General features: G+C 58.1%; 18 protein-coding genes. 7 read left to right on the plus strand and 11 right to left on the minus strand.

The features are described from left to right. The first annotated feature begins 89 nt into the window (after positions 1-89). Positions 90-662 (plus strand): DUF3365 domain-containing protein, encoded by a 573-nt coding sequence (locus QPL95_RS10905; protein ID WP_303290998.1) that lies wholly within the window; start codon positions 90-92, stop codon positions 660-662. Between the two features lie 183 nt (positions 663-845). Here QPL95_RS10905 and QPL95_RS10910 read toward each other — a convergent pair whose 3' ends face one another. From QPL95_RS10910 to dctP, 9 genes are all read right to left on the minus strand, one after another. Further along, a complete protein-coding gene (locus QPL95_RS10910) occupies positions 846-2,057 on the minus strand; it encodes a multidrug effflux MFS transporter (RefSeq protein ID WP_303290999.1) in 1,212 nt (403 codons plus the stop codon). Positions 2,058-2,134: 77 nt separating this feature from the next. Then, a complete protein-coding gene (locus QPL95_RS10915; protein ID WP_303291000.1) occupies positions 2,135-2,566 on the minus strand; it encodes a DUF4124 domain-containing protein in 432 nt (143 codons plus the stop codon). A 97-nt stretch (positions 2,567-2,663) separates the two neighbouring features. Next, entirely contained in the window at positions 2,664-3,872 is a 1,209-nt protein-coding gene (gene glcF, locus QPL95_RS10920; protein WP_303291001.1) for a glycolate oxidase subunit GlcF, read from the minus strand. Between the two features lie 2 nt (positions 3,873-3,874). Next, positions 3,875-4,942, minus strand: a complete 1,068-nt coding sequence (glcE, locus tag QPL95_RS10925; RefSeq protein WP_303291002.1) for a glycolate oxidase subunit GlcE — start codon at positions 4,940-4,942, stop codon at positions 3,875-3,877. After that, on the minus strand, positions 4,935-6,407 hold the full coding sequence (locus QPL95_RS10930) for an FAD-linked oxidase C-terminal domain-containing protein (protein WP_303291003.1): 1,473 nt from the start codon (positions 6,405-6,407) through the stop codon (positions 4,935-4,937). The genes glcE and QPL95_RS10930 overlap by 8 nt, the downstream gene beginning before the upstream one ends. Positions 6,408-6,419: 12 nt before the next feature. Next, a complete protein-coding gene (locus tag QPL95_RS10935) occupies positions 6,420-6,845 on the minus strand; it encodes a heme-binding protein (RefSeq protein ID WP_303291004.1) in 426 nt (141 codons plus the stop codon). A gap of 19 nt (positions 6,846-6,864) precedes the next feature. Beyond that, positions 6,865-8,403 carry a TRAP transporter large permease subunit gene (locus tag QPL95_RS10940; protein ID WP_303291005.1) on the minus strand — a complete coding sequence of 513 codons (1,539 nt, stop codon included), beginning with the start codon at positions 8,401-8,403 and terminating at the stop codon, positions 6,865-6,867. Then, positions 8,400-9,110 (minus strand): TRAP transporter small permease subunit, encoded by a 711-nt coding sequence (locus tag QPL95_RS10945; protein WP_303291006.1) that lies wholly within the window; start codon positions 9,108-9,110, stop codon positions 8,400-8,402. The genes QPL95_RS10940 and QPL95_RS10945 overlap by 4 nt, the downstream gene beginning before the upstream one ends. A gap of 102 nt (positions 9,111-9,212) precedes the next feature. Then, entirely contained in the window at positions 9,213-10,346 is a 1,134-nt protein-coding gene (dctP, locus tag QPL95_RS10950) for a TRAP transporter substrate-binding protein DctP (protein ID WP_303291007.1), read from the minus strand. A gap of 262 nt (positions 10,347-10,608) precedes the next feature. On the opposite strand from dctP, the gene QPL95_RS10955 reads away from it, so the two are divergent. From QPL95_RS10955 to QPL95_RS10980, 6 genes are all read left to right on the plus strand, one after another. Then, positions 10,609-11,367, plus strand: coding sequence for an FCD domain-containing protein (locus tag QPL95_RS10955; RefSeq protein ID WP_303291008.1), 759 nt, complete (start codon positions 10,609-10,611; stop codon positions 11,365-11,367). 60 nt (positions 11,368-11,427) lie between these two features. Next, positions 11,428-12,198, plus strand: coding sequence for an ABC transporter ATP-binding protein (locus QPL95_RS10960; RefSeq protein ID WP_303291009.1), 771 nt, complete (start codon positions 11,428-11,430; stop codon positions 12,196-12,198). Between the two features lie 88 nt (positions 12,199-12,286). Further along, complete coding sequence (locus QPL95_RS10965; protein WP_303291010.1) at positions 12,287-13,039, plus strand: transporter substrate-binding domain-containing protein; 753 nt, start codon at positions 12,287-12,289, stop codon at positions 13,037-13,039. A 50-nt stretch (positions 13,040-13,089) separates the two neighbouring features. Continuing rightward, positions 13,090-13,794, plus strand: coding sequence for an ABC transporter permease (locus QPL95_RS10970; protein ID WP_303291011.1), 705 nt, complete (start codon positions 13,090-13,092; stop codon positions 13,792-13,794). Between the two features lie 3 nt (positions 13,795-13,797). Further along, positions 13,798-14,520 carry an ABC transporter permease gene (locus QPL95_RS10975; protein ID WP_303291012.1) on the plus strand — a complete coding sequence of 241 codons (723 nt, stop codon included), beginning with the start codon at positions 13,798-13,800 and terminating at the stop codon, positions 14,518-14,520. 168 nt (positions 14,521-14,688) lie between these two features. After that, entirely contained in the window at positions 14,689-15,741 is a 1,053-nt protein-coding gene (locus tag QPL95_RS10980) for a succinylglutamate desuccinylase (protein ID WP_303291013.1), read from the plus strand. A 28-nt stretch (positions 15,742-15,769) separates the two neighbouring features. Here QPL95_RS10980 and QPL95_RS10985 read toward each other — a convergent pair whose 3' ends face one another. Continuing rightward, entirely contained in the window at positions 15,770-18,796 is a 3,027-nt protein-coding gene (locus QPL95_RS10985; RefSeq protein WP_303291014.1) for an efflux RND transporter permease subunit, read from the minus strand. Beyond that, complete coding sequence (locus QPL95_RS10990) at positions 18,796-19,878, minus strand: efflux RND transporter periplasmic adaptor subunit (protein ID WP_303291015.1); 1,083 nt, start codon at positions 19,876-19,878, stop codon at positions 18,796-18,798. The genes QPL95_RS10985 and QPL95_RS10990 overlap by 1 nt, the downstream gene beginning before the upstream one ends. Positions 19,879-19,891 lie beyond the last annotated feature (13 nt).

Consider the following 19,891-nt stretch of genomic DNA (forward strand, 5'->3'; position numbering starts at 1 on the left):
TAACGTCGCACCCGCCGGAACTCACCTTTAAAAGGGCGGCATTGGTTATATACTGATTCCATACATTCCGATCCGGAGGCCGCTTCATCATGAAACACCTGCTACCCGCATTGATCCTCTCTAGCCTGCCGCTGATGGTCCAGGCTCAGCCCCAGGACCAAAGCACTGAACAGCTGGTCGAAGAAGCACGCGGCCTGGTCAAGCAGTTCGGCGGTTCCCTGAAAAGTGCCCTGCAGGCAGCCATCAAGGAAGGTGGGCTGACCAATGGCATCGGGGTCTGCAAGACCATCGCCCCGGAGATTGCCGCGAAAAACAGCGATGCCCACTGGACCATCAGCCGCACCAGCCTCAAGGTGCGCAACCCGGACAACGCGGCCACCGAATGGCAACAGCTCCAGCTGGAGGCCATGGCACGCCAACCGGTGAAAGACGGCAAGCCGGTTGAGGTGTGGCAGGTATCAGAGGCGAAAGGCGAGCCTGGCTTCAAATATATGAGCGCCATTCCCACGCAGCAGATGTGCCTGGGTTGTCATGGCAAGAACATCGAGCCCGATGTGCAGGCAAAGCTGGATGAACTCTACCCCGAAGACCAGGCCACCGGTTTCTCCGAGGGCGACCTGCGGGGTGCCTTTGTGATCAGCTGGCAACAGGACAGGGACTAACGAACTACCCTCGACGGCTTTCCAGTAACCGGGCAATCCACGGCCACTCCGGCGGAGATTGTCTCGCCGGAGCTGGTGCAGGATCTTTATGGGGTAAGCTGCGACCTGATTCAGGACCCTGCCACCGGCAGCCCGCTGCTGGTGAATGTGCGGCGCAACAGCAACTTCAGCGAGGCCTGAACCTCAGGCAGCAGCCTCCGGCGCAACTTCTGCGGCTTTCTCCCGGGCCACCGCCGCCGGGGCGCCCAGTGACAGCAACACTGCTCCCACTGAGCAGGCAAGCATACTCAGGGCAATCGGCAGCAACGCTTCACCCCCGAATGCCGCAGACAAGGCACTGATGGCACCGGCCAGGGTAAACTGGGACGCCCCCAGCATAGCCGCCGCGGTGCCGCCCATATGCGGGAAGAACTCCAGGGCATTCGCCATGTTGTTCGGCACAATACCGCCCTGACAGCCCACCGCGGCAATAATAAAACCGGCCACCGCCCACAAGGGGCCGTCCATCATAACCACCGCCACCAGGCCCAGCAGCATCACGAACTGGATAACCACCTGCACCCGCAGCAAAACCACCGATGAGAAGGTGCGCAGCAGTGGCCGGTTGACCAGGTTCAACACCGCCATCAAGCCAATGTTGGCAGCAAACAGCATGGAGAAGGTGCTGTTCGACAGCCCGAACCACTCCTGGTAGATAAACGATGAATGGGTAATAAACAGCATCATGCTGCTGAAGCCCATTACCTGGATGCCGATAAATCGCATGGTGGTGCGGTGCCTGAGCACCAGCATGTAGTTGGTCACCAGGGTTTTGACGGGAGTTGTTGCCCGGGGCCGGGGCTTGAGACGGGGAAACAAAGCCAGCTGAAGCACCACGGCCAGGAAGAAGGCGTAGCCGGCCAGGAACACATAGATCAGGTGCCAGTCGCCCAGCGCCAGCATAAGGGCACCAAGGGACGGTGCCGCCGCCGGGGCAATAAACATGATCAGCCCGATCAGCCCGAACAGTCGGGCGGCTTCCTGTCCGCCAACCTGGTCCCGCACAATGGCCGGTACCGATACCGCACAGAAGGCACCGCCAATGCCCTGCACCACCCGCCAGGCGATCATGCCCGTCAGATTGTCCGCCAGCGCAACCATCAAGCTGGCAACCGCAAACACCGCCAGCCCGACGAACAGGATTTTTCGACGACCATAACGATCCGACAGGGGCCCGCCAACAAGCTGTGCAAGACCCAGGGTGGCCACATAGGCGCTGAGCGTAAGCCCCACTTCGGCATGGGGAATGGCGAAATCACGGGCAATGCTCGGGAAGGCGGGCAGATAGGCATCCAGCGCCAGGGGACCAAGCGCTACGGTCATGCCAAGTAACAAAGCGAGCTGAAAGTGGGACAAGATCTACCTCCTGCGGCAAGGTAGATAGCTAACAATAATTATTATCAGATGGCAATGCGCGCTAACCGAAAGTCTTATTACTCCAGCACACAGTGGATGCTGTGCAACTGACTGACCTTACGGCGTTTTTGCCGAAGACTGTTGCCCCGATCATTAGTGTAGCCAGCCCGTAGCTTGGACTGTATCAGCTCCAGCTGCTGCTGGTACTTTTCACATTGCGCCGCCCGGGATTCGTTGGCCTTTTCAGCCTGTGCGAACCTCTGTTTGTTCTCGGGCTCAAGCATTCTCTCAATGGCCTGCCGGCTCTGGCGCACTTTTTCAGACTGAAGGATGTTCGCACTCAACGGTACAGTTACCGGCTCACGTACCGTTACCCGGTCATGTTCCTGTAGGTTTGGAGGGGTATCGGAGAAATGAATGGAACCGTTGGCATCGGTCCAGCGATACACCTCTGCATGGGCGGCCAGTGTCATCATTGAACAAAGCAGGAAGGCTGCAATCCTTGGCATGGTTTCACATCCTGTGAAGTTAAGTGAGTTGCAATCCGGGGCCGCGGTGCCCCGGCTGCAACTATACACAAACCGAACGTCCGTTACAGGGCTGGGGTCAACGGTCCAGCAATTCAATCCAGTGCTGTACCGGCACGTTGGATTTGGTCTCCAGATGCAACTGGCAGCCCACGTTTGCTGTCACTATGCTGACGGGATCGTCCACGGTCAGCGCTTTGAGCTTGTTGGCTAGTAGTTTCTGGCTCATGTCCGGCTGCAGGATCGAATAGGTGCCTGCTGAACCACAACACAGGTGTTTATCTTTTGTCGCGGCGAGCTCAACGCCCGCGCGGGTCAACACCTGCTCCACCGCGCCACCCTGCTTCATGGCGTGCTGTAGTGTGCAAGGGCAATGAAAGGCTACTTTGCCCCCAGGTGCAGCCACCCTCAATGATTCCAGGTCCTCTTTCAAAAGGAAGGCGCCCAGATCCACACACATCTCGCTGACTTTTTTGGCCTTGTTGGCATAGACCGGATCATCTCTCAGCAGGTGGCCGTAATCCTGAACCATGGCCCCGCAGCCAGACGCTGTCATCACCAACGCTTCCGCGCCGGCCTCAACGGCCGGCCACCAGGCATCAATATTCCGGCGCATCTGCTTCAGCCCGCGCTCGTGCTCAGACAAGTGATAGTTGACCGCACCGCAACAGCCAGCTTCCGGCGCCTCCACTAATGAGACACCCAGCTTGTCCAGCACCCTTGCCGCAGCGGCATTGGTGTTAGGCGTGGCGGAAGGCTGGGCGCACCCTGCCAGGCCAAGCACTATTCGGCTGTGGCTGGCCTTCGGCCAGGGGCTGGCTTGCCGACGCGGCGGCACTTTTACCCGCAGAGGTTCGGGCAAAATCGGTCGCAGCAACTGCCCCACTCTCAGCGCAAAGCCAAACAAATGGCGGTTGGGCAATAGCCGGGTCAAAGCCCAGCGTAACCATTTTTCCCGGGGCGTCCTGGGCAACTCTTTTTCCAGCAGCCCCCGACTGATATCCACCAGCCGGCCGTACTGCACACCAGAGGGGCAAGTGGTTTCGCAGCTACGACAGGTCAGGCAGCGGTCCAGATGCTCACGGGTTTTCTCGGTAGCTTCACCGCCTTCCAGAAACATCTTCATTAAGTAGATGCGCCCCCTGGGGCCATCACGCTCGTCATTCAGCTCCTGATAGGTCGGGCAGGTTGCGGTGCAGAAGCCGCAGTGTACGCAGGCCCGAAGGATGTCTTCTGCTTCCTGCCCTTCAGGGGTATTGGCAAATTGTTGAACCAGATTCGTTTGCATAATTACAACCAGCTATAGAGACGGCCCGGATTAAAGAGGCCGTCGGGGTCGAACGAGTTTTTCACGCGGCGCTGTATGGCTTTCAGCGCCTCAGGCTGGGAGTGCATCACCTCGCCGCTGCGGTCGCCGCCTCGGAACAGGCTGACCTGACCACCGGCAGACCGGGCCAGAGGTTCCATATCGCTGAGCGTGGCTTCGCCTCGATACCAGCGCTGCGATCCCACCCAATCGATCATCCAGGGGCCATCCAGGGCAGGAGTTCTCGCGATGGAGTCCACCGAGAAGCGCCAGAGTGGCGCATCCGGGTTATCAAAGAAGCTGTGTTGAAGATCCTGAACCTGCCGCCAGAACTGGTCGCCATCAGCCAAAACCTCGCCGCCCCACTTCGAGGCGGTTGCCTCAACCGCAGATCGGGCGCCCGCCAGCCGCAGGTAGACCTTGCCGTCCACCCAACAGGCACCGGTAATAGGCTTGGGCTCAGCAGCCCGGCGGTTCATGTAGTCCACCACCTCGTCGATCGCCATCTCGCGCACCAGGGTTGCGGTAGCAGCGGGTTTGGGCATGACTTTCAGGCTGATTTCGGTAATCACGCCCAGGGTACCCATGGCGCCCGCCTGCAGCCGCGAGACATCGTACCCGGCCACGTTCTTCATGACCTGCCCTCCAAAGCGCAGATGCTCGCCCTTGCCATTCAGCAAGCGAACACCAAGCACCTGGTCCCGCACCGAACCGGCCCAGGGCCGTGCCGGGCCCGACAGGTTGCACGCCAGTGTGCCACCGATGGTGGACGCCTTAGTGATGTGCGGCGGCTCAAAGTGCAGGCACTGGCCATGCTCTGCCAGCACCGTTTCGATGTCCGTCAAAGGGGTGCCTGCGCGCACGGTCAGCACCAGTTCCACCGGGTGATATTCAACAACACCGGTGTGTTCGGCAAGGCTCAGAGTCGCGGCCGAGGAATCGGCAGTTCGCCCCATGAAGGCCTTGGAGCCACCGCCCACGATATTGAGTTTCTGCCCGTCACGGCGGGCCTGGAGCACCTGCTCCTGTATCGTTTGAATCTGATCAGCCATGGGCAGCATCCGTCTGTTCGTGCTTGTGTTGCTTGTGTTCTATAGAGCGATATTCCTGGCAGAATTTCAGGGTTGGCACGCCTTTACCGGGGTTGAGAATGCCGGTGGGATCAAAGGCCGCTTTCACCTCATGGAACTGCTGCAGTTCTTCGTCATTGAACTGCACGGCCATCTGCCGAATCTTCTCAACGCCCACGCCATGCTCACCGGTGATGCAACCACCCACTTCCACACACAGCTCCAGAATGGCGCTGCCGAAGGCTTCCGCCTTCTCAAACTCGCCAGGTACGTTGGCATCGAACAAAATCAACGGGTGCAAATTGCCATCGCCAGCGTGGAACACATTGGCCACCCTCAGGCCGAATTGCTCGGACATCTCTTCCATTTCCAGCAATACCTTGGCCAGGTGCCGGCGGGGAATGGTGCCATCCATGCAGTAGTAATCCGGCGAAATGCGGCCCACCGCCGGGAAGGCCGATTTACGGCCCTTCCACAACAGCGCCCGTTCTTCTTCGCTCTGGGAGGTACGAATAGACGTTGCCCCCAGTTTGCGGAACACGCCTTCCGCCTCCGCAATGTGCTCGTGCACCTCTTCTTCGGTGCCATCCACCTCGCACAACAACAAGGCTTTGGCGTCCCGGGGGTAGCCAGCGCCACAAAAGTCATCGGCCGCCAGGATTGCGTGGCCGTCCATCATTTCCAGGCCACCGGGAATAATACCGTGGGAAATCACGCCACCCACCGCATCACCGGCTTTTTCAATGCTGTCGAAGCCGGCCATGATCACCTGGGCCACCTCCGGCTTGGGCAGCAGTTTTACCTTTACCTCGGTGACCACACCCAGCAGGCCTTCGGAGCCGGTCAGCAACGCCAGCAGATCCATACCGCAACTGTCCAGGCCATCGCTGCCAACAGTCACCCGGTCACCTTCGGCGGTGATGATTTCAACGCTGAGTATGTTGTGCACGGTCAGGCCGTACTTGAGGCAGTGCACCCCGCCGGAGTTTTCGGCGACATTACCGCCGATGGTACAGGCGATCTGCGACGACGGATCCGGCCCGTAATAGAGGCCATATTGGGCGGCTTCCTCACTGATCGCCAGATTACGAACACCGGGCTGCAACCGGGCTGTACGACCCACCGGATCTATGTGCAGAATCCGGTTAAACTTGGCCAGCGACAGCACAACGCCCTCTTTGTGTGGCATGGCGCCAGCACACAGGCCAGTGCCGGCGCCGCGAGCGACCACGGGCACCTTTTGCTCATGGCAGATGCGCATCACTCTCTGCACCTGTGCCACGGTTTCAGGCAGCACCACCATCATGGGCATTTCCCGGTACATGGCCAGGCCATCGCACTCATAGGGCTTCAGCGTTTCGTCATCGGTGATCACGAATTCCGGATCGATGAACGACCGGAATTGTTCCGCCAGCGTCGCCTTGCTGGCTTTCGATTCAGTAGTCATATCAGACACCGGTTATTGGCGTTTACTTACAAAGTGATCAATACCCGCCTGGGCACAATCCATATCCTGTTGCGGTGTGCCGGAACTCAGGCCGATACCACCGACCACCTCTCCATCCACAAGCACTGGCAGCCCTCCGCCAACCGTACTCAGGCGCCCGCCAACCTCGGTGTGAATACCGAAGGCGAGGTTGCCCGGCACATTGGCGGCATTGTATTCGTGCGTCGCTTTTCGCGCAGCCGCAGCGGTGAACGCCTTATCCTGAGCGATGGTGACACTGGTCACCTTACCGCCATCCATACGTTCAAAAGCGACTAGAGTGCCCGACTCATCAACCACTGCGATGCACATGGGCACACCGATTTCACGGGCTTTGGCCGCCGCCCCCTCAATCAGAATGCGGGCGTCAGACAGGTCAATCCGGTTAATGGTCAACATAATGGTTTACTCCTCCAGATTAGCCATAAGCAAGATTAGGCAGCCAGGTGGTAATGGCCGGGAAGACAATGCAAAGGAACACGCCAAGCGCCTGGATGGCCAGGAACACCAGAGACGACTTGAAGATTGTTCCCATGGTGATTTCCGGCGGACAAACCCCGCGAATGTAGAACAGCGCATAGCCAAAGGGTGGGCTGAGAAATGACATCTGCATGTTCACCAGGTACAACACCCCGAACCACAGCACCACGTCGTCGCCGGCGACACCCGGCAAGCCAAACACTCCCGGAAATTCCAGAGCTTCAACGATGGGGATGAAGATGGGAACGGCCAGCAGAAGAATGCCCACCCAGTCAAGGAACATGCCCAGAACCACCAACAACACCATCAACAGGAACAGGATGCCGTAGGCTGGCAGACCCGTGCCCAGGATGGATTCGGTAATGAAATCCTGACCGCCCTGAAGGATGTAGAAGCCGACGAACACCGAAGCACCAAACATGATCCACAACACCATGGCAGACGCCTTGGCGGTCGTCACTGACGCATCCCGAAGCGTCGCCACGCTGAACACCTTGTGCTTCATAGCCACAAGGATGGCGCCGAAAGAGCCGATACCCGCCGCTTCGACGGGCGTAGCAATACCGCCAAACAGCAGACCCAACACCAGGAACACCAGGATTAATGGCGCGATCAGATCTTTCAGAAGCAACAGTTTGTCTTTGAGGCCAATGCGCTCCTCCTTCGGGATTGGCGGCCCCAGTTTCGGATTGAGTTTTGCGCGGATCCAGACATAGAACACGTACAGGCTCGACAACAGAATGCCCGGGATCACCGACCCGAGGTACAGCTCACCCACCGACTGCTGTGCCACCACTGCATAGAGAATCGCCAGAATAGACGGTGGGATGAGAATGCCCAGCGTTCCGCCCGCCATAATCGAACCCAGCGCTATCTTGTGGTCGTAGCCCCGCTTGAGCATCGCCGGCAGGGCAATAATGCCCATGGTGACAACAGCGGCTCCGATGACGCCGACCATGGCCGCGAGAATCGTGGAGGCCACAATGGTGGCAATGGCGAGTCCACCACCCACACCACCCATCCACTTGTAGACAACATTGAACATTTCTTCGATGAGGCCGGCCCGTTCCAACATCGCCGCCATGAAAATAAATAGCGGTATTGCAGCCAGATCGGAGTTGGTCATCATCGGAAAGATGCGACTGGGAATGATGTTCAACATCAGGGAATCGCCCACCAGATAGATGAACGCAACCCCGAGACCACCGGTCACAAACGCCAACGGCAGGCCCATCATCAGGGCGACCAGAAGGGAGCCAAACATCAGGTAGGTCAGCGGGCCGATTTTTACATCAGACAGGCTGCCGGCCAGCTTGAACAAAAATTTCTCGTCGCTGAACGGATCGTAAAACAGAATATTGACGATCTCGACAAACATCACAAAGGCCAGGGCCACGGTGGCCAGGATCATCAACCAGGTGCCAAGCTTGCCTTTCAGGTTGCCGGTATTCGGGGTATTCGCTGTGGTGCCATTCATGCGTGCTGCTCCCGACCAAGCTTGACGAACAGGGCGATATCTTTAATCAGCTTCGACAAACCCGCCAGGGTGAGCAAAACCGCGCCAAGGAGCATCATGGCCTTCACCGGCCAATACTGTATGCCCCAGGTCTCAACAGTGCGTTCGTCCATCGAGTAGGAGTTCTGGAAGAAGGTCCAGGAGGTAATCACCAGCGCCAACGCGAACATGAAGAAGAACATAGAGGTGAAAATATCCATACCAATACGCCCGCGAACCGGCAGAAGGTTATAGATCACATCAACGCGCACATGGGCGCCATGCAGCAGGGCAAATGCCCCGGCCAGCAGGTACTGCATGCCGAACAGCAAAAAGCTCGCTTCGTGTACCCAGATGGTCGGCATGTTGAAGATGTAGCGCATCACCACTTCGAAAAAATAGAAAACCACCGCGTTCACGGTCCAGAACGAGATAAACACACCGGATTTCTCGCTGATCCAGTCAATAATCCGGGTAAACCAGTTCTCGTAATCCGACTCGATCGTTTTCGACATTTCTGCTTCGATCTGCTGAAGCTTTTCGTTCGCCAGGGCATTCTTGTCGACAGCCTGCACACCGCGCTTGCTGGCCCAGTGAACCCACGCCATCATGAGTAGTGGCATCACCGCCAGCCAGGCCCAGTAAAACCAGCGCGGCAGCACAAAGCCAAAGTTGCTCAGATCAGACATACAGCCCTCACCTCAGTGACAGCGCGGGGAAGGGAGAGAACACCTGAAACCCGGCGCTCCCTGCCCTTCCCCGCATTTTTGATTGTTGTTGTGTAAAGCCCGTTACTTTTTGGCCGCCTCGAGATCTGCCTCAGTGATGTAGCCGACCGTGTCGTTCATCATGTACTTGAGCTGCATGTCGAAGATTTCCTTGGCGTCTTCGCTCTTGTTCGCCCAGTTGTACCAGATAGGAATCGCCGCACGGCGGAATTCCTGAAGATCCGCCTGGCTCAGGCGGCTGACCTTGTCGCCATCGGCCTTGAACTTCTCCATGGCTTCGATGTTCCGCTCCTGAATGGTCAGGTAATGCTTCTGGGAGTAATTGCGAACTTCGTCCTCGACCAGCTGTTGCAGCTTCGGATCCAGCGCATTCCAGGCGCGCAGATTAACGGTCAGATCCATCAGGTCCACCGGCTGGTAGATTGACATCACACCGGGAGGCCCAAACAGGATGTAGTCAGTCACCTGCGAGAAGCCCAGTTCATAGTTCACGGCCGGCCCGACGTAATCCGCCGCGTCGATCGTGCCCTTCTCCAGAGCCGGGAAAATGTCAGAGCCCGGCAGGCTTACGGTAGAAACACCAAACTGCTGAAACACTTCAGCCACCATGCCGCCGGGCACCCGGATCTTCATCCCCTTGAGGTCGGCCAGGCTGTTGACGGGCTTTTTGGAGTGGATGATGTTGGCATCGTGCTGGATCGGGCCGACGTAGAACAGTCCGTACTTTTTGTAGATTTCCCGGGTTTTCTCCAGCATCCCCATGGAATAGAACATGGTGTCCCACTGGTGGGGCTGGTCAGGACCGGCTGGGTAGGAAGACAGGAAAACCGAGGCCGGGATCTTGCCAGACCAGTACAGGGTGAAAGGGTTCATACCCTGCAAAACACCATTACGCACTGCGTCAAAAAGGGCGTTATTGTCCGCCGCAACCGCTTTCGCCGGGTAGGGCTTGAAAATCAGTTCCCCGCCCGACTTTTCTTCAATGCTGTTGCACCATTCCTCGAACAGGTCATACCCGACCGTTCCTGCATCCCACACTGACTGGAGCTTCCAGGTTGTCGCTGCGTGGGCCTGCCCGGCCGCCAGCGTTAATGCACCCGCGAGAGCAGCGCCTGCCGCCAGTTTTTTCAAAAAACTTCTGCGCGGTGATTTGGCGTCTGAGCCAGAGCGCTCGTCGTTGTTCTCATTAATGTTCATCGACACATCTCCGTTTACATTGTTGTTATTCAGAGTCAGTCAAACGCCAGCCATCGCCAGCATTCAACAGATATTCGTCGGCGTACTGCGTTTAGTCCAGAAAACTACCCACTGGTCAGACCAGTTTTTGGTCTTGAGAAAATGGACGTAATCACAGCCATGAGCCATAGTTAGCGCTCTGGAGAGCAAATACGGAGAAGGATTTTAATTCGCAGAAACAACCCTAACTGGTCAGACCAGAGCCACGACACAGGTAGAGTAAATGGGCATATCCCAGGAAGTTTCGTTCCGGCTTGAGCGACTGATACTGGACGGTGGCCTGGCTCCGGGGCAAAAAATCCCTTCAGAGCGCCAGCTCGCTGCCCGGCTGGGCGTTTCCAGAGCAATCATCCGGGAGGCCCTGCACGAACTGCAGGGCCGGGGCGTTATTGAGACCCAGCACGGCCGGGGCTCTTTCGTCGCCAACCTCGTGCCCGACACCGACGACCATCACGACAACAGCCCGTTGATGCACCTCTTTGCGGGCCACCCACGCACTCTGTATGACTTGCTGGAAGTCCGGGAGCAACTTGAGGGTCAAGCCGCGGAACTGGCGGCCCAGCGAGCGACCGGCGGCGACCGGCATCGCATTACCAAAGCCTATCGGGCACTGGAAGCGACCGACCCCCTGAGCAACGCCAAGCCAGACCACGGGTTTCACCAGGCCATTGTGGAAGCCTCCCACAACCCCATCCTGGTGCATCTATTGAATGGTCTGAAGAATATGATGCTGTTGACGGTACATGCCTCAGTTGCCAACCTGAACCCACGGGCAGAAATGCGCCAACTGATCATGAAGCAGCACAAACAGCTCTACCAGGCCATTATGGCCGGCAAAGCCACGACGGCGAGAAAGGTGGCGATGGCTCACGTCCGGTTCGTTCAGGACTCATTACGAAGCCTTGAAAACCAAGGGGCAGAAGTGATCAGAATGCCTTTGAATTCCGGTAACTTTCACGAAAATCCTACAAAACGGTATTGATTTCCACGGCGACAGTCCGTAAAACATGCGCCTTTGAACGACAGCCCCAGGAGTCACCCCATGGCGGATCCAGCGCCTCTGATTTGCAGGGACATCCACAAGACCTTTGATCAGCTCGAAGTGCTCAAGGGCATATCTCTGGAAACCCGTAAGGGCGACGTGGTCTCCCTGATCGGTAGCTCCGGTTCGGGTAAAAGCACTTTTCTGCGTTGCATCAATCTGCTGGAAACCCCCACTTCCGGCGACATTATCGTGCACGGTGACCCAATTCAGTTCAAAAACAACCGCAAGGGCGAGCGGATACCCGCCAGCAATCGCCAGGTGGAACTGATTCGCGCAAGGCTGTCCATGGTGTTTCAGAGCTTTAACCTGTGGTCTCACATGACCGTGCTGGAAAACATCATTGAAGCACCGGTCAACGTTCTGAAAGTGCCCAAAAAAGAAGCTATTGAACGGGCCGAGGCCTACCTGGATAAAGTCGGTATATACGAACGCAAAGATTACTACCCGGCCCAGATGTCTGGCGGGCAGCAGCAACGTGCCGCAATAGCCCGCGCCCTGGCCATGGAGCCCGAGGTGATGCTGTTTGATGAGCCCACCTCCGCCCTGGACCCGGAGCTGGTCGGCGAAGTATTGAAGGTTATGCAGAGTCTGGCAGAGGAAGGCCGAACCATGATCGTGGTAACGCACGAGATGGCCTTTGCAAGGGATGTGTCCACTCAGGTCCTGTTTTTGCATCAGGGCGTGATTGAGGAGCAAGGTTCACCGGACAAGGTGTTCGATCACCCGGAGTCCGAGCGAATGAGGCAATTTCTTGCTCCCAAGTTCTGAACACCGGTGCTATCTTGAAACCGGTACTGGAACTGAAAACTTCCATCAAGAACAAAGCCTTTAAGGCAAATTAACGGAGAAGTGACACATGAAGAAACTGATATTTGCAGCAAGTTGCGCCCTGGCGATGATTGCGGGCGGTGCCCAGGCCCAGGAGCAGAACCTGCGCGTTGCCTTCGACGTACCCTACGAGCCGTTCGAATACAAAGACGAAAACGGCGAACTGACCGGCTTTGAAGTGGAGCTGGCCACCGCCATGTGTGAGGAGCTGAACGCCAAGTGCGAGTTCGTTATTCAGGCGTGGGACGGCATGATTCCCGGCCTGCTGGCCCGCAAGTTTGATCTGATCATGTCATCCATGTCGATCACCCCTGAGCGTGCCGAGCGCGTGCTGTTTTCCGAGCCATACTACATCACTCCGGGCGGCTGGTTCGGCCCCGAGTCTTTCAATACAGACGTCACTGACATGGACGCTATGAAAGGCAAGAATGTTGGCGTGCAGCGCGGCACCACTATGGACACTTACGTCACCGAGAACATGGCGGGCGTGGTTTCCATCAAGCGTTACACCACCGCTGAAGACATGGTTCTGGACCTTGAAGGCCAGCGCCTGGACGCGGTTTTCGTAGACTACCCGGTTGGCGAACAGACCATCCTGAATCGCGACGGCTACAAAGAAGTCGGCGAATCCGTAAAGCTGGGTGAAGGTGTGGGTGTTGCCATGCGTAAGCGCGATGCCAAGCTGGCTGAAGAGGTTAATGCGGCTCTGAAAAAGCTTAAAGAGAACGGTACCTACGACGCCATCATGGCCAAGTACTTCAACTACGACATCAAGATTTAAAACACTCCGGGGGCAGCTGACTGGCTGCCCCCGACTTTTCGGACACTCCCATGTTTGATCTGAAAGGCTATGGCCCGGACCTCGCAGAAGGTGCAGTGGTTACCATCGAGCTGGCGTTCCTGTCGCTGGCACTGGCCATTACTCTTGGCCTGCTTGGTGCATCGGCCAAACTTTCCGGCAGCCGAACCCTCACAGCGATTGCCACAACGTACACCACTCTGATTCGCGGCGTGCCCGATCTGGTGATGATGCTGTTGTTCTATTATGGCGGCCAGGTAGCGGTGAATGCGCTTTCGGACTACTTGTGGGAAACCCGGGAAATCGACTTCTTCTTTCAGTTCGACCCATTCATTTCCGGTGTTGTCACCATCGGGCTGATTTTTGGCGCTTACATGACGGAAACTTTCCGGGGTGCATTTCTGGCGGTGGATGTGGGCCAGATCGAAGCGGCCAAGGCCTACGGCTTTTCCCGCTGGCACACGTTCCGCCGGGTGATGATTCCGCAAATGATGCGCCATGCGTTACCTGGCATTGGCAATAACTGGCAGGTACTGCTGAAAACCACCGCGCTGGTGTCCATCATCGGCCTGAACGATATGGTGCGTGTGGCTGAGGTAGCCGCGAAGGCAGAGCGTATGCCCTTCCACTTTTTCATTCCTGTGGCGGCAGTGTATCTGGGCTTAACGGCTGGCTCTGAGCTGTTTATCAAGTGGCTTGATAAACGAGCCAATGTCGGCGTGGTTCAGGGGAATTAAACGATGCCAGATTTCATAACCGAGTGGTTGAATCAAAACGACATTTTTACCGCCCTGACGATCATGGAGTACTGGAACGGGCTGGTCACTACGGTGCACCTGGTGTTTCTGTCACTGATCATCGGTCTGATTGTGGCGGTGCCTTTGGCGATTCTGCGTACCGTTAAGAATCCATTCGTCTCTGGCCCTATCTGGCTTTACACCTATCTGTTCCGGGGTACACCACTGCTGATCCAGTTGTACATCATTTATTACGGTGTGGCGCAGATTCCAGGAATTCAGGAGACCTTCTGGTGGGAAATTTTCAAGGAGCCGCTTTACCCTGCGTTGTTGGCGTTTACGCTGAATACGGCTGCCTATACCACGGAGATTATCCGGGGTTCGATTCTGTCTACGCCCAATGGTGAGATTGAGGCGGCGAAGGCCTACGGGATGAACTGGTTCCTGCGGATGCGGCGGATTATTTTGCCGAGCGCGGCACGGCGGGCGGTTCAGGCGTATTCGAATGAGGTGATTTTTATGCTTCATGCGAGTGCCATTGCGAGTGTGGTGACGATTGTTGATCTTACCGGGGCGGCGCGGAACATTTATTCGCGGTTTTATGCGCCGTTTGATGCGTTTATTTTTGTGGCGCTGCTGTATCTGGCTCTGACGTTTATTCTGGTTTTCGCGTTCCGTAAGCTGGAAAATCATCTTTTGCGGCATCAGCGGCCTGCTAGTTCCTGAGCATCATTCACGGGTAGTCTGACCACTGGCGTAAGGCCAGGTGTCAGGGTCTTCTTCCGGGAAACGCTACGAGCACATCCATGTGCGCTTCGTTCCGGCCATCCATGGCCTCCAAGATTCCCGGAAGAAGACCCTGCCACCCGGCCCCGAAACTTTTACGGGGCTTCAATGAATTCTTCGAATGATATCTTCGATTTCCATCCCGACTGGCTGGCCCACACTCTCGCCAACGCTTCCTCAAAACTGCCTGAAACCAAAGTCAACCTACCATGCGGTACTCAGATTTCCCGCAAAGCCACCGGCGTACTGTGGCTGACACCGCCTATCGGTCGGGAAAACCCGAACAACGAAGCGTTGATCGTGTCTGCCGGTATTCATGGCAACGAGACAGCGCCCATCGAGGTGCTGAACAAGCTGGTGTCGGAGTTATTGGCCGGGGAGTGGCTGCTGGCCTGCCCGTTACTGCTGATTCTGGGGAATCCGCCGGCGATGGTGGCCGGTGAGCGGTTTTTGGATGTGAATATGAACCGGCTGTTTAACGGGGCTCATGGTAAACCGGAGTATGCGGGATTACCGGAGGCGGAGCGGGCGCAGTTTCTGGAGGAGATGTGCCGGCAGTTTGCGACGGTGCATCAAGGTTTGGCGTTGAGTCACTACGACCTGCATACAGCCATTCGGCCGTCCAGGCGGGAGCGGTTTGCATTGTATCCGTTTGTGCCGGGGCGCTCGGTGCCCGGGCCGCAGTGTGAGTTCTTACTGGAGGCTGAGGTGGAGACGCTGCTGCTTCAGCATCAGGCGTCTACGGTGTTTTCTTCGTTTACGGCCAGTCTTTTGAAGGCCGAGAGCTTTACGGTTGAGCTGGGAAAGGTGGAAGCCTTTGGCAGGAATGATTTGCGGCGGTTTCGGGGGATTGAGCGGGCTCTGCGGCGGCGGTTCTGTGGAGAGCCTGCTCCAGCGGTGCGGCCACCGTTTGATCACCTGACGGTGTTTGAGGTGGTGCATGAAGTTTTGAATACCGGGCCGGGTTTCCGGTTTCATGTGCCGGATGATGTGGCGAACTTCACCCTGTACCAGCCCGGCACGGTGATTTGGGACGATGGCCAGGATGGTTACCGGGTGGGTACGGCGCCGGAGGCGGTGGTGTTTCCGAACCGGCAGGTGCCGGTGGGTCAGCGTGCCGGGCTGATGATTCGTGCGAAGCGTGAGTTCAGGGCCGGGTAACTGCTCTCCCGGCCCTGAAGGCGCAGGCTCACGCAGGGGCGTTTTCCGGTTCTGCGACCGGCAATTTGATCAGTTTTGTGCAGACCGAGGGTATGACCAGCAGGGTCAGCACGGTGGAGGCCAGCAGGCCGGAAATGATGGCCCAGGCCATGGGCGGCCACAAGGTGGAGCTGGAGAACGCCAGCGGCAGCAATCCGGCTACGGTGGTGGCGGTGGTCAGCAGGATCGGCCGGGTTCTTTGCTCTACCGCGGTGCGCACGGCATCTGCAATGGCCCTGCCCTTTTCCAGCTCCCGATCCATGACGTCCAGCAGGACGATGGCGTTGTTGACCACAATGCCCACCAAGGCAATCACCCCCAGTAATGACTGAAAACCGAAGGGTGAACCGGATAGCACCAGGCCAGGAAAGATTCCCACGGTGGCCAAGGGTACGGTCAACAGGATAATCCCTACGCGCCGGAATGAGTTGAACTGCAGCAGCAGGAAGAACAGCAACAGCAACATGCCAATGGGCGCGGCGGTCAGCAGCGCGGTGTTGGCGTTGTTTGAGCCTTCTGCGTCGCCGCCCATTTCCAGTCGTGTTCCCGGTGGTAAAGGGTTCTGTTCAAGGGACTCGTTCAAGCCGTCCAGGGCCTGGCTGAAGCTGTAGCCGTTTTCCAGGTTGGCACTGACGGCATTCACCCGAGTGCCATTGCGCAGGTATCGGGCGGCGGGCTCCCAGGTGGTTTCAACGGTCGCGACGGCCGAGAGTGGAATGGCATCGCCTTTGTCGTTATAGATGTTCACCGACAGCAGCCTGGAAAGCGACAGCGCTGTGCCTTCTCGGGACCGGAGGATTATCGGGATCGGATCGTCTTCCTGGCGATAGCGTTCGGCGACTGCACCGAAGCTCTGGCCATAAAGGCTCTGGGCGACGTCTGCACGGGTCAGGCCGTACCGGGCCGCCGTGGCGTCGTCCACGTTGATAGCAATGCTGGGCACGCCGATATCCAGGTCGTGGCGCACGTCCACGGTGCCGTTGACCTTGCGCAGGATTGAATAAACCTGTTCGGTGGCTCTGGCCCGAGCGTCATCATCCGCATGGTACACCCGCACTTCCACCGGCGCCGGGCGAGGTGGCCCCTGGCCCAGTATGCCTGCGGTGATCGTCAGTTCCGGCAGTGTTTGCCCGACTTCGTTACGAATCCACCTTACAAGGTCGGTGGTGTCTTCCAGCGTCGGCGTACGAATGACCAGCCGCGCTCTGCTCGGCGATTGCGGTGCTCGCTGCAGGTTGTAATAGAAGCTGGGGCCGGTAAAGCCAACAAACCGATGCACTTCCAGCGCTTCTGGCTGGGTGCGAATCGCCCGCTCCAGTGTCGAGGCCACCTCAGCAGTTCGAGCCTGGTCGGTGCCTTCCGGCATATACATTTCAACAATAACCCGTGGCCGGTCAGCATTCGGGAAAAACTGTTGAGCCATGAACGGTGTCATGCCCAGGCTGATGACCACCAGCATGGCGCCAATAGTGATTAGCCGGCCCGGGTTCCGGTACACCAACCCGCCGAGAAAACGGGCCAGCCCGACCAGCCGGTCGTTGCCCACATTCTTGCGGGGTTTCAGGAACCGCGCCGCCAGCAGTGGCACGGCAGAAATAGCCAGCAGATAGCTGACCGAGAGCGTGAGCATGATCATGACTGGCACACCGCGCGTGAAATCCGCAGCACCGCCTTTGGCCATCAGCAATGGCGCAAAAGCCGCCAGCGTGGTGCCGGTAGAGGCTCCCAGGGGGCCGGCAAGCTCTCCGACAGCCTGACGCAAGGCATCCAGGCGCCGCATGCCTTCATCCAGGTGGCCCTGAATGCTTTCCACAATCACGATGGCGTTGTCGATCAGGATGCCCAGGGAAATGACCATGCCGATCACCGCAATCTGGTGCAGCACGCCGCCACCAAGGTCATACAGGCCAACACTGATCAATGCCACCATGGGCAGGATAGACGCCACCAGCAAACCCATCCGGATCCCCATGCCGGTGAACACCACCACCACGATGATCAGTACGGACAGCACCAGGCTCCAGGCCAGATTGTCCAGGCGCTCAGAAACCTTGTCTGGCTGGAAGAACATTTCGCGGAGTTCGTAGGGTTCGAAATCGGGCCGCACCTCGGCCAGCCGCTCCCGGATTCGTTCACCAAAGCGAATGGCGTCGGTGGTGCCTTCTTCCATGATGATAGAGAGCAACACCACGCGCTCTCCGTCATACCAGGTCTCAGGTTGGCGGGGCTCTGCAGGGCCACGCCAGACCTCGGCCGCAGCCGCCAGGGGTACCTGGGAGCCATCCGGCAGTTCAATGGGCGTTGCCCGCATGGCATCGATGTCGGTGAATTCGGAATTCGGCAGAACCGAAAGCCGCTTGCCGTCTACCACCACAAAGCCACCGGGCGTGGTCTGGTTGCGCTGGGCCAGGGTTTCCAGAACCCGTTTCGGAGAAATGCCCAGCCGGAACAGGGCCGAGTCGTCGAGCGCGAGGGTTATTTGCTCGTCGGCATCACCCTCCAGCTCAATGCGAGAGATGCCGGTAATATCCGAGAGGTTCTGCTTCAGGCGATCGGCCACAGCCGACAATTCGGTTATTGAATGCGAACCACCAACCGCAAGCACTATAGCTGGAATATCAATCAGCCGGTCATCCAGGTTCATCAGACCCACGTCGCCCGGGAAATCCTGCCGGGCCCGGTCCATGGCCTGTCGCACCCGATCCCAGGCTGGCTCGGTATCGTAGATACGATCCCGCAATTTGATGCGCACCAAAGCGACACCGGTGCGCGCCGTGCCCTGGCTATAATCCAGTTCTTCAACCTGGCGCAGCTCATCGGTCAGCGGCCGCAGCACCAGCCGTTCAACCGCTTCGGCACTGGCGCCCGGGTAGTTGACGGTAATCATGCCCGCCCGATAAGGGAATGAAGGGTCTTCCTGCCGGGGCATGGTGCTGTAGGCGGCTATGCCCAATAAGCACAGCATGGTCACAACCATGCCCAACAAACGCTGATAATTGAGAAGGCGGCGGGTCATCAGCGCACCTCCACGGTGTCGCCATCCACCAGCCGGGTCATGCCCGCATAGACCACCTGATCACCCGGCATCAGCTCACCAGGGTGCACCATCACCCGCTCGCCGACGACCCGGTCAATTGTCACCGGAACCCGGCGAGCGGTGTTGTCCGTTACCCGAAAAACACTGGTGCTGGTGGCATCGCGCATGACCGCCAGCAACGGTACGGTAACCGCAGATTCACGCACTGGCGTAATGCCCACCTCAACCGGCTCCCCGGCTGCCAACGAATTGGGTGGCAGGCTGACCAGCACCGGGTGCAGTTCGCCCCGAATAGAACTGCCCTGAGCAATTTCTATGATGGTGCCTGTTTCCGCGGCCCGGTTGCGGTCCTGCACCTGCCACACGGGCAGCTCCAGCCCCACTCGCACATGGCTCAGCAAATGCGCCGGTACGCGCACTTCAACTTCCCGACCCAGGGGTGAAGACAGCCGCATAACCGGCTGGCCGGCCGACACAAACTCATCACGTTCGACCAGCAGTGCTTCTACCCGACCACCAAACGGGGCTTTCAGTACACTTTCCTCCAACAGGCGAGTGGCCTCCGCAAGAGACGCTTCGGCTGTTGCCATGCTGGCACGCAGGGAATCACGACGAGCAGCAATCTGCTCCAGATTTTGTTCAGAAACCACGCCGCGCTGGTGCAATCGGGCCGAACGTTCCCATTCCCGCTGGGCCTGATCGTACTGTGTTCTCAGCTCTTCCAGCTTGGCCGCGGCAGAATCCCTTGCTGGCTCCAAAGCCGGGTTATAAAGCCTTGCCAGCGTGTCCCCGGGCTGCACCATCTGGCCCAGCTCTACCGGCCGCTCTTTCAGGGTACCGCTAAGCTGGAAGGTCAGAGTAGCCCGCTGGGCTGCGCGCACAATACCCGAGAAGCGCAGGGGAATTTCCTCCACCTGGCCACCGGTGACGTCCGCCACCCGCACCGACACCACCTCGGTGTCTGTCGATTCGGCAGTGCCGCCGCGGCAGCCTGCCAATGAGACGATGGCCAGCACCAGGCTGATGAACGTGAGCGGTAGAGAACCTTTGATGGGAGACATGACGATACAGCCC

The sequence above is a fragment of the Marinobacter sp. SS5-14b genome, assembly GCF_030541005.1.
Classification (GTDB): Bacteria; Pseudomonadota; Gammaproteobacteria; order Pseudomonadales; family Oleiphilaceae; genus Marinobacter.